Source organism: Amycolatopsis sp. lyj-109 (assembly GCF_046548995.1).
In the GTDB taxonomy this organism is placed as follows: Bacteria; Actinomycetota; Actinomycetes; order Mycobacteriales; family Pseudonocardiaceae; genus Amycolatopsis.
Genome location: NZ_JAJPWR010000019.1, coordinates 182,024 through 192,257 on the forward strand (window position 1 = coordinate 182,024; position 10,234 = coordinate 192,257).

General features: G+C 71.2%; 10 protein-coding genes. 7 read left to right on the forward strand and 3 right to left on the reverse strand.

The genetic code is table 11. From position 1 onward, the window contains the following. From secF to ACLJQF_RS35350, 3 genes are all read left to right on the forward strand, one after another. Positions 1 to 1,218, forward strand: coding sequence for a protein translocase subunit SecF (secF, locus tag ACLJQF_RS35340; RefSeq protein WP_410614611.1), 1,218 nt, complete (start codon positions 1 to 3; stop codon positions 1,216 to 1,218). A gap of 1 nt (position 1,219) precedes the next feature. Further along, positions 1,220 to 1,738 (forward strand): adenine phosphoribosyltransferase, encoded by a 519-nt coding sequence (locus ACLJQF_RS35345; protein ID WP_410614612.1) that lies wholly within the window; start codon positions 1,220 to 1,222, stop codon positions 1,736 to 1,738. Between the two features lie 190 nt (positions 1,739 to 1,928). Beyond that, positions 1,929 to 4,283, forward strand: coding sequence for a RelA/SpoT family protein (locus ACLJQF_RS35350; RefSeq protein ID WP_410614613.1), 2,355 nt, complete (start codon positions 1,929 to 1,931; stop codon positions 4,281 to 4,283). Here ACLJQF_RS35350 and ACLJQF_RS35355 read toward each other — a convergent pair. Continuing rightward, positions 4,259 to 5,539 (reverse strand): amidohydrolase family protein, encoded by a 1,281-nt coding sequence (locus ACLJQF_RS35355; protein WP_410614614.1) that lies wholly within the window; start codon positions 5,537 to 5,539, stop codon positions 4,259 to 4,261. The two genes, ACLJQF_RS35350 and ACLJQF_RS35355, sit on opposite strands and share 25 nt — an antisense overlap. A 45-nt stretch (positions 5,540 to 5,584) precedes the next feature. On the opposite strand from ACLJQF_RS35355, the gene ACLJQF_RS35360 reads away from it, so the two are divergent. Next, positions 5,585 to 6,007, forward strand: coding sequence for a MarR family winged helix-turn-helix transcriptional regulator (locus tag ACLJQF_RS35360; protein WP_410614615.1), 423 nt, complete (start codon positions 5,585 to 5,587; stop codon positions 6,005 to 6,007). On the opposite strand, the gene ACLJQF_RS35365 is transcribed toward ACLJQF_RS35360, so the two are convergent. Next, complete coding sequence (locus ACLJQF_RS35365) at positions 6,004 to 6,405, reverse strand: DUF1304 domain-containing protein (protein ID WP_410614616.1); 402 nt, start codon at positions 6,403 to 6,405, stop codon at positions 6,004 to 6,006. The two genes, ACLJQF_RS35360 and ACLJQF_RS35365, sit on opposite strands and share 4 nt — an antisense overlap. Then, positions 6,402 to 6,815 carry a cupin domain-containing protein gene (locus ACLJQF_RS35370; RefSeq protein ID WP_410614617.1) on the reverse strand — a complete coding sequence of 138 codons (414 nt, stop codon included), beginning with the start codon at positions 6,813 to 6,815 and terminating at the stop codon, positions 6,402 to 6,404. Before ACLJQF_RS35370 ends, ACLJQF_RS35365 begins: the two co-directional genes overlap by 4 nt. 87 nt (positions 6,816 to 6,902) lie before the next feature. On the opposite strand from ACLJQF_RS35370, the gene ACLJQF_RS35375 reads away from it, so the two are divergent. The 3 genes from ACLJQF_RS35375 to ACLJQF_RS35385 all read left to right on the forward strand — a co-directional run bounded on the left by ACLJQF_RS35375 (position 6,903) and on the right by ACLJQF_RS35385 (position 10,061). Further along, the gene (locus ACLJQF_RS35375) at positions 6,903 to 7,925 is read left to right on the forward strand and encodes a helix-turn-helix transcriptional regulator (RefSeq protein ID WP_410614618.1); all 1,023 of its coding nucleotides are present in this window, start codon (positions 6,903 to 6,905) and stop codon (positions 7,923 to 7,925) included. A 142-nt stretch (positions 7,926 to 8,067) separates the two neighbouring features. Then, complete coding sequence (locus ACLJQF_RS35380; RefSeq protein WP_410614619.1) at positions 8,068 to 9,720, forward strand: hypothetical protein; 1,653 nt, start codon at positions 8,068 to 8,070, stop codon at positions 9,718 to 9,720. Beyond that, positions 9,720 to 10,061 (forward strand): hypothetical protein, encoded by a 342-nt coding sequence (locus ACLJQF_RS35385; protein WP_410614620.1) that lies wholly within the window; start codon positions 9,720 to 9,722, stop codon positions 10,059 to 10,061. Before ACLJQF_RS35380 ends, ACLJQF_RS35385 begins: the two co-directional genes overlap by 1 nt. The last annotated feature ends 173 nt before the right edge of the window (positions 10,062 to 10,234 follow it).

Here is a 10,234-nt window from a genome sequence, read left to right on the forward strand (position 1 = left end):
GTGGGGGTCGAGGAACTGGGCACGGACGCCGAAGGCAACGCCAAGGCGACGGTGAAACCCGGCAAGAAGGAAAGCGTCTTCCACCGGTTGTACGTCGGCACGGGCGCGTTCGACGTCGTCGGCAAGCGCAAGCGCTGGTACATCTTCTTCTCGGCGCTGGTGCTGGTGTGCCTCGCGTCGATGATTTTCCGCGGATTCAACATCGGCATCGAGTTCGAGGGCGGCACGCAGATCCAGATGCCCGCCAACGGCATCCACGGCGTGATCACCGAGGACCAGGCGAAGCAGTCGTTCGAGAAGGCCCTCGGCCGTCCGGCCGCCGAGACGCAGAAGGTCGGCACGGGCAACGCGTCGACCATCCAGATCCGCACCGACGCCCTGAACGCGGCCGACGTCGCAAAGGTCAAGCAGGGCCTGTTCCAGGACCTGGGCCCGAAGGGCACCAACGGCCAGCCGAGCGCCCAGGCCATCAGTGACAGCGCGGTGAGCGCGTCGTGGGGTGGCGAGATCTCGCAGAAGGCGTTGATCGCGCTCATCGTGTTCCTCGTCGCGGTGGTCATCTTCCTGGCGATCTACTTCGACGCGCGGATGGCGGTGGCGGCGCTCGTCTCGCTGCTGCACGACATCCTGGTCACCGCGGGTGTGTACTCGCTGGTCGGTTTCGAGGTCACCCCGGCGACCGTGATCGGCCTGCTGACCATCCTCGGGTTCTCGCTCTACGACACGGTGGTGGTGTTCGACAAGGTCCGCGAGAACACGCGCGGCCTGCTCGGGCTGACCCGCCGCACGTACGCCGAGGCCGCGAACCTCGCGTTGAACCAGACCTTGATGCGGTCGTTCAACACGGCGTTCATCGCGCTGCTGCCGATCCTCGGCCTGCTGATCGTCGGCTACGTGCTGCTCGGCTCGGGCACGCTGCAGGACCTGGCGCTGGTGCAGCTCACCGGTACCCTCGTCGGCGTCCTGTCGTCGGTCGCGCTGGCGACGCCGCTGCTGGTCGACTTCAAGATGCGCGACCCGAAGTACGCGCAGCAGGCCGAGCGGGTCCGCCAGCGTCGCGTCAGCCAGGAGCGCAAGTCGGCCGGGGGCGAGGACTTCGACGCCTCGGACGACGACGCCCTCGCGAAGGAACTGCGCAAGGAGAAGGCGTACGCGGCCGCGGCCAGCGTCCCCGCCCGGATCCAGAAGCAGCGCCCGGCCGGGAAGCGGAAGCGCTGACGTGGAGCTCGACGACGCCCTCGGCCTGATCGCCGAGGTGCCGGACTTCCCCGAGCCCGGCGTGCTGTTCCGCGACCTGAGCCCGCTCTTCGCGGACGCGGGTGCGTTCAAGGCCGTGACCGACGCGCTGGCGGGCACCCTCGACGCCGGAGTCGAGGCGCTCGCCGGCGTGGAGGCCCGCGGGTTCCTCCTCGCCGCGGCCGTCGGGTACGCCCGCGGCCTCGGCGTGGTGCTGATCCGCAAGCCGGGCAAACTGCCGCTGGTGGCGGGCCGGGTCGACTACTCCCTGGAGTACGGCACGGCGACGGTCGAGCTGCCCGTCGGCGTGGTTCGCCCTGGTCAGCGCATCGCGATCCTCGACGATGTCCTGGCCACCGGCGGCACCGTCGCGGCCACGGGCAAGCTCCTGGAGGACGCGGGCGCGGTGGTCGACAGCGTCTCCGTGGTACTGGAACTGGGCGCCCTCCGGGGTCGTGAGGTCCTGGCGAACCGCAAGGTCCACGCCCTCCAGACCTGCTGACAGGGTCTGCCGCGGCTTGTCGTGAGTGGTAATTAGGGTTCTAACCCGAATTACCACTCACGAGGGTGCGGGAGGGTGAAGGCGCTGGTGACGGGCCCCACATCCCCCTGAACGGGCGCACCCGAGAGGGCTGCGAGGTGCAACGGCTACCCTGGTGGTCCGAAGGCCGCACGAGCAGCAGGAGGTGCGGGTGAGCCAGGAGCTCGACGCCGCGGTGCCCGCGAAAGAGGGCGCCCCGCAGAACGGGCAGGCGGCGGCACAGCCCGCGCCGCCGAAGCCGAACGGTGCGGCGCCGAACCCGTCCGCGACCCGGCGGGTCCGGGCGCGGCTCGCCCGGCGGATCACCGCACAGCGTGCCGCCCCGGTCAAGCAGGTCCTCGAACCCCTGGCCGTCATCCACCGCGAGCTGCACCCCAACGGCGACCTCGGCCTGCTCCAGCGCGCCTACGACGTCGCCGAGGAACTGCACCGCAACCAGCGGCGCAAGTCCGGCGACCCGTACATCACCCACCCGCTCGCCGTCGCCACGATCCTCGCCGAGCTGGGCATGGACACGACCACGCTCGTCGCGGCGCTGCTGCACGACACGGTCGAGGACACCGGCTACGCCGTCGAGAGCCTGAAGGCCGACTTCGGCGACAAGGTCGCCGAGCTCGTCGACGGCGTCACGAAGCTGGACAAGGTGCAGCTCGGCTCGTCCGCCGAGGCCGAGACCATCCGCAAGATGGTCATCGCGATGGCCAAGGACCCCCGGGTGCTGGTCATCAAGCTCGCCGACCGGCTGCACAACATGCGCACCATGCGCTTCCTGCCGCCGGAGAAGCAGGCCCGCAAGGCCCGCGAGACCCTCGAGGTCCTCGCGCCGCTGGCCCACCGGCTCGGCATGGCCACGGTCAAGTGGGAGCTGGAGGACCTCGCGTTCGCCATCCTGCAGCCCAAGAAGTACGACGAAATAGTGCGCCTGGTCGCCGACCGCGCGCCCTCGCGTGACATCTACCTGCGGTCGGTGATCACGGACCTGACCAGCAACCTCGTCTCGTCGCGGATCACCGCGAAGGTCGAGGGCCGGCCGAAGCACTACTACTCGATCCACCAGAAGATGATCGTCCGCGGCCGCGACCTGGACGACATCCACGACCTGGTCGGCGTCCGGATCCTGGTCGAGGACGTCCGCGACTGCTACGCGGCCATGGGCGTCGTCCACGCGCTGTGGCAGCCGGTGCCCGGCCGGTTCAAGGACTACATCGCGCAGCCCCGCTTCGGCGTCTACCAGTCGCTGCACACCACGGTGATCGGCCCGGACGGCAAGCCCCTCGAGGTGCAGATCCGCACCTACGAGATGCACCGCACCGCCGAGTACGGCATCGCCGCGCACTGGCGCTACAAGGAAACCAAGGGCACGCACAACGGCAACGCCGTGGACGTCGACGAGATGGCGTGGATGCGCCAGCTCCTCGACTGGCAGCGCGAGGCGGCGGACCCGGGCGACTTCCTCGAGTCGCTGCGCTACGAGCTGGCCTCGCGCGAGATCTTCGTGTTCACGCCGAAGGGCGACGTGATCACGCTCCCGGTCGAGTCCACGCCGGTCGACTTCGCCTACGCCGTGCACACCGAGGTCGGCCACCGCTGCATCGGCGCCCGCGTCAACGGCCGCCTGGTCGCGCTCGAACGCAAGCTGGAGAACGGCGAAGTCGTCGAGATCTTCACGTCGAAGGCGGAGAACGCCGGACCGTCGCGTGACTGGCTGCAGTTCGCCGGCTCGCCGAAGGCCCGCGCCAAGATCCGGCAGTGGTTCGCCAAGGAACGCCGCGACGAGGCGATCGAGGGCGGCAAGGAAGCCATCACCAAGGAGATCCGCAAGGTCGGCCTGCCGATCCAGCGGCTGGTCTCCGCGGAGTCCATGGGCGCGGTGGCCACCGAGCTGCGCCACGCCGACATCTCCTCGCTGTACGCGGCGGTCGGCGAGGGCCACACGAGCGCGAAGCACGTCGTGCAGCGCCTGGTGGCGCTGATCGGTGGTGTCGACGCGGCGGAGGAGGAGCTCGCCGAGCGCGCGACACCGTCCACGGTGACCCGGCGCCGCGGCTCCAACGACGTCGGCGTGGTGGTCAAGGGCGCCAGCGACGTCTGGGCGAAGCTCGCCCGCTGCTGCACCCCGGTGCCGGGCGACGAGATCCTCGGCTTCGTGACCCGCGGCGGCGGCGTTTCGGTGCACCGCACCGACTGCACGAACGCCGGTGATCTGCAGTCCCAGCCCGAGCGGCTGGTCGAGGTCGAGTGGGCGCCCTCGGCGTCGTCGGTGTTCCTGGTGGCGATCCAGGTCGAGGCGCTCGACCGGCACCGCCTGCTCTCGGACGTCACCAAGGTGCTGGCCGACGAGAAGGTCAACATCCTCTCGGCGTCGGTGACCACGTCCCGGGACCGGGTCGCGGTCAGCCGCTTCTCGTTCGAGATGGGCGACACCAAGCACCTCGGCCACGTCCTCAAGGTGGTCCGCGGCGTGGAAGGCGTCTACGACGTCTACCGCGTGACGTCGGCTTCCTGAGGCCGCCACGACCCGTCGACGGCGATGCCCGCGGCCGCGGCGATCCGGTCGCGGGACTCGAGCAGCCGCGCGCGCAGGGCGGGGAGGTCCACGCCGAGCAGCCGGCCGTGGCGCTTGACCGCTTTCCCCGCGACGAAGACGCTGTCGACCAGGCCGGGGTGGCCGGCGCTGACGATGCTCCCGGCCGGATCGCCCACCGGGAAGATCGACGGGTCCTCGGCGTCGAGCAGGACGAGGTCGGCGGCCTTGCCGGGGGTGAGGCTGCCGGTGTCGCGCCCGCAGGCCCGGGCGCCGTTCACCGTGGCGCACTCGAGCACCGTCCGCGTCGTCAGGCCGCGGTCGGCGGCCAGGGCCGTGCGCATGGCGCCGAACAGGTCGCCGCCGGCCGACGGGCAGTCGTCGACCGACAGCGAGGGCCGGATCCCGGCGGAGAGGGCCCGGCCGGTGATGAGCGGGGCGAAGCCCATCTTGAGCTCGACGTCCGGGCTGATCGACACCGAGGAGCCGGCGTCGGCGAGCATCGCCAGCTGGTCGTCGGAGAGGCCGTTGCCGTGGACGATGGTCGTGCGGTCGTCGAGCAGGCCGCGCTCGCGCATGCCGTCGATCGGGCGATCGCCTTGCGGCCAGCCGCCCGTGCCGTGGACGTGCACGCTCACCCGCAGCCCGAGTTCCCGCGCCAGCACGACATCCGCGGCGGTTTCGTCCATTGTGGAGATCACCGGACCGCGCAGGCCCAGCGCCAGGTCGTCGCCCGGCAGCAAGGCTCGCACGCGCCGGATCTCCGGCTCGATGTCCGGGCCCGCGGCGCCGTAGCAGAAGATCGAGCGGCCGGGTGCGTCGTGCAGCGCTTGGATCGCGGCGTCGGCGTTCTCCGGGCGGTCGGCGCAGTGAAACCAGTCGAGCATGGTCGTGACGCCGGAGCCGAGTGCTTCGAGCCGGCCGAGCAGGGTGCCGAGGTAGACGTCCTCCGGCCGGTAGTGCGGCTTGAGCGTGCCGTGCACCGCGACGCGGTACTGGCCGAACGTCCAGTCCGCGCCGAGGCCGCGGAACGCCGTTTGCCAGGTGTGCCGGTGTGTGTCGACGAACCCGGGCAGGACGATCTTGCCCGAGGCGTCGACGACTTCGGCCCCGGCGGCGTCGATTTCCGGGGCGACCGCGGCGATCCGGCCGTCCTCGATGAGTACGTCGCCACGGGGAAGGTCCCCGAGCGCCGGATCCATGCTGACCACCAGGCCGCCGCGCAGCAGTGTCTTCATCGGTCTCCTCCCAGAGTTGACGCGTCAACTCTGTACGATACACCCATGTTGGAGTCGGCGGAGTGGGCGTTCTGGGACACCTGGATGCGCGCGCAGCGGCTGCTCGTCCGCGAACTCGATCGCGGGCTGCAGCGCGACTGCGGTATCTCGAAGGCCGAGTTCAGCGTGCTGGTCACGCTGACCCGGCCGATGCGGGTCGGCGAGCTCGCCGACACGCTCGACTGGGAGAAGAGCCGCGTCGCCCACCTGCTGACCCGGATGGAGAACCGCGGCCTGGTGGCGCGGATCGAGGACGGCGCCACCGGCCGGCGCACCGGGGTCGAGCTGACCGGCGAAGGCCGCCGCACGGCGGAGAACGCCGTCCGGGCCCACGGCGCCAACATCCGCCGGCTCGTCCTCGACCGGCTCACGGCCGACCAGGCCGCCGCCATCCGGGACTGGAGCGAGCGGCTGATCGAACAAACCTAGAAGAGTGCCGCGACCAGTGCGCCCAGTGGCGGAAGCGCCTGCGCGAGGGCGCCACCGCGGCCCGCGCCGCGCGGGCGGCTGAGCGCGAGCAGGTCCGAGACGCCGAGGGCGATCCCGGCCAGCAGCATGAACCCGCAGCAGTAGCGCACCAGCCAGCGTCCGGCGTCGGCGTGCCCGGCGTGCAGCAGGACCAGGCCGAGCACCGGGCCGGCGGCGAGGAACAGGTTGTAGAAACCGACGTTGAACGACCACAGCCGGGTGGCGGGCAGGTTCGCCGACGGGATCCGGAAGATGCCTTCGTGCACGCCCGGCCGTTCGAACAGCAGCACCTCCCAGGCGAACGCCAGCAGGTGCACGAGCACCGCCAGCCCGGCGAAGATCTGTGCGACGGCGTTCACGGCACGAGCTCGATCCCGTGGTGCCCGGCGATCTCCGGAATCTCCTCCGGCGTCGCCCGGTCGACGGCGCGGAAGAACCGGCCCATCCCGTCCGTCGGGCACACCGCGAGGAACTGGGCCGACGGCGTGTGCACCGTGAAGGTGTTGATCGCGCCCGCCGGGATGCTGATCGACGCGCCGGGGCCGAGGTCGTGGAGTTCGCCGTCCACATACACCGTGATGCGCCCGCGCAGGACGTAGAAGCTCTTCGCCCAGGGCTCGGCGTGCGGCGGGACGGACGGCCCGCGCGGCGCGTCGACCTCGAACACCTCGTAGGCGCCGCCGGTGTGCTCCGCGCCGATCTTGACGGTGATCCGCGCGTCCCCGGTGTCGAGTTCCGGGCCTTCGCCCGTGGCACTGAAATGGGTCATGACGACGACGGTAGGAACCGCGGCCGCGGCGGGCCATCCCGGAAAAGTGGGATGTCCGCGCCGGCACGGGCGGCGCATACTGCGTCCATGTGGGACGGCCGGGCACAGGGAGTGCGGCGGGACGTCGCCGCGCTCGCGACGGCGGGTCTCGGCGTCGCCGAGCTGCACGCCGCCGCCATCGAGCTGGTCGACCGCGTGGTGCCGGCCGAGCTGACGTGCTGGGCGTCGCTCGACCCGGACACCGCGGTGATCAGCTCGATGACCAGCGGCCGGGCCCGCATCCCCGGCGAGTACGAGCCCCTGCTGGCGACCTACGAGTACGACGGCGCCCAGCCCCACACCTTCGCCGAGCTGGCGCGGCGGCCGGTGCCCGTGGCGCGCCTGTCGGACCTGCCCGGCCGGGTCGTCGAACGCAGCGGCCGGCTCACCGAGGTCTGGCGGCCGCTGGGGCTCGGCCACGAACTGCGCGTCGTGTTCCGCGTCGACGGCACCTCGTGGGGCGCGGCCGGCCTGGTGCGGCGGGGTGAGTTCAGCGACCGCGAGGTCGAGTTCCTCACCTCGGTCGCCCCGGCACTGGCGGCCGCGACGCGGGTGGCCGCGCGCACCCGCGGGGCGGGCGAGGCGGCTGAGCCGGCGATCGTGGTCGTGGGCCCGGATGGCAGGCAGCGCACGGCCACCGCGGCGGCCGCGGCGTGGCGCGCCGAACTCGACGAGATCGCCCCTGGCCGGTTCGCCGTGCTGGTGCGCGCGGTGGTGACCGGGGCTCGCACGGCGGCGACGGGGACGTTCCGCGCCCGCGTCCGCGACACCCGCGGCGGGTGGATCGCGCTGCACGCCGCCCGGCTGGTGGCGGGGGAGGACGACGGCGAGACGGTCGTGACCGTCGGCCGTGCGTCGGGTGCCGAGCTGCTCGGTGTCCTCCTCGCCGCCTACGGCCTGACCGCCCGGGAGCGCGACGTCTGCCGGGAGGTGCTGGCCGGACTGTCCACAGTGGACATCGCGGCCCGGCTGGCGATCTCGGCGCACACGGTGCAGGACCACCTCAAGTCGGTGTTCGGCAAGGTCGGTGTCCGCAGCCGTGGGGAATTGACCGCGAAGCTGATCTCCTGACCATTCCCGCGTGGCACCGGAAAATTGTCGTGGTGCTGCCGGAATTACCGTCCCGCTTTCTGCGGCTGCATGCTACCTTCGGCAAATTGCGGGGGAGCGAGCTGTCCGGCGATCGTGTCCCCCGGCCGGACAAGGGGGCAGCATGGCCGACGACACCACGCGCTACCTGTGCGCGGCGTCCTACCTCGATCCCGCCTACAGCCGGCGGGCCATCACCGAGTTCCTCGTCGAGCCCACCCGGCCGGTCCCGCCGTCACCGGGCCTGGACGCGGGCCGCGTGCTCACCGAGGCGGTGCGGGCCCGGGCGCGCCGCAAGAACTTCGACGGCCTGCTGGTGGTGCTCATGGCCGTCGTCATCGGGCTGCTGTGGGACAACCCGCTGCTCTACGGCTGGATCGTGCTGTCGCTGCTGCTCCTCGCCGCGCGGGCGGGGAAGAGCGCCTACGCGCTGGAGAAGGCACTCAACCCGAAGACGATGGTCATCCTCGGCGTCTCGATCGTCGTGGCGTGGCTGCTGCTGTCCTATTCGGACGAACTCTTCGGTTCCGGGAGCCGGTCCTCCCGGTACTACGACGACGATTACTACTACGACCGGTCGTCCGGTGGTGACACCGCCCGGACCGTCATCGGCATCGTGCTCGCGGTACTCGTGTGCGTGATCGCGACGATCGAGCGCTGGTCCCTGTGGAATCTGCTGACGACGCGGTTCAAGCGGCACGGCGGGGCCACGGACGGCGGCAGCCTCACCGGGCTGCTCACCGAGGACTTCCGGGATCAGCTCGCCCGCCACCAGGGGAGCGCGGAGCCCGCCGAGGCGCCGGGCGCACCGCTGGTGGTCTACCGCGGCTACAACCCGTTCGTGGGCGCCGGTTTCCGGCGTGACGCCTGGTCCATGGCGATCCCGCTGGAACGCCTGGAAGACGGCGAAGGCCGGCCGAAGCTGACCACCGAGGCGTTGTACGACGGGATCCGCGCGGCGATCGCGGACCTCCGCCACGCGAACGCGCTGTCGCCGGACCACCGGCTCGGCGGCCTGACGGTGACCGAGGCGGTGTTCACCCCGGCCACGGAACTCGTCGACCACCTCGGCGAGCCGGAAGCCGCCGCCTTCCTGCCGGACATCGAGCGTCCGCCGAACACCCGGCTCACCGCGGCCGAGGTCGCCCGGCTCCGCACGGAGCCGAAGGAATGGGCGCGCTACTACCTGTCGTTCCAGGTGGAGACCTGGGACCGGGACCTGGTGCTCACGACGTTCCTGCACGTCGCGGTGGACGACACGACGCTGTACGTCGAGTGGACGCCGTATATGCTGCCGCCGATCCGGGCCGCGTACCGGGTGGTGGACAAGATGCGGCCGGACTCGCTGCGCCCGCTCGGGCAGGGCCTGCTGGCCTGGCTGGAGATGCCGGCCAGCCTGCCGGGCCGGATCCTGAACCTCGCGTCGTGGATCCGGCAGCCGAAGCGCGAGCCCGGCGTCCTGGACCCGGACCGCTACGGCGTCGCGAGCTCGCTGCGCGAACTGGCTTCGGTGAACCAGTTCACCGACTACTTCCAGCTCGTCGACATCGAGCGCTACGAGAAGATCATCGAAAGCCGGCTCCTCCCGGCGATCGGCAAGCTCCTCGGCGACGCAGGCTTCTCGACGGCGAAGTTCGAGGAGCAGGCGTCGGTCGTGATCAACAACGACATCACCATCCGCGGCGACAACCGCGGGCCGATCACCCAGGCCGGGGTGCGCACCCCGCGTCCCCGGCCGCCCGCGACCCCCGGCCGCCTGGCCAGGACGGAGACCTGATGAGCCACCGCATCACGAACAAGGTCAGCATCGGCGGCGACAACTCGGGCAAGATCACCCAGACGGGCATCGAAGCCGGCGGCGCGGAACCGGCGGTCGCGTCCCTGGCCGAGCTCGTCGAGCGGCTGACGACCGAGGTGCGCGGGAAGGAGCTCGCGAAGCAGGAGGTCCTGGAGGACACGCTGACCGACCTGGCGGCCGACCTGCGTGCGGGTGACGCCGCCGAGCCGGCGGTGGTGCGCAGCCGGTGGGAGAAGGTCAAGGGGCTGCTGGGCGGGGTGGTGCAGTTCTCCGAGCTGGTCGCCAAGATCTCCGACCAGGTGCAGAAGATCTTCGGTTAGTGTCGCGCCCCCGAGGTTCGCAACCGGCGCGGCGGCGAGCACGGAGGTCTTGAATGACTCATTCAGTTGTCGGTGTCCCTGGCGGGACGTCCGTGCTGGGGTGAAAATCGTGTCTGGTCGCTTGCGTGACGTCGTGTGTCCTTGGCGCTGGGTCGAGGCCGTCATTCAGTCTG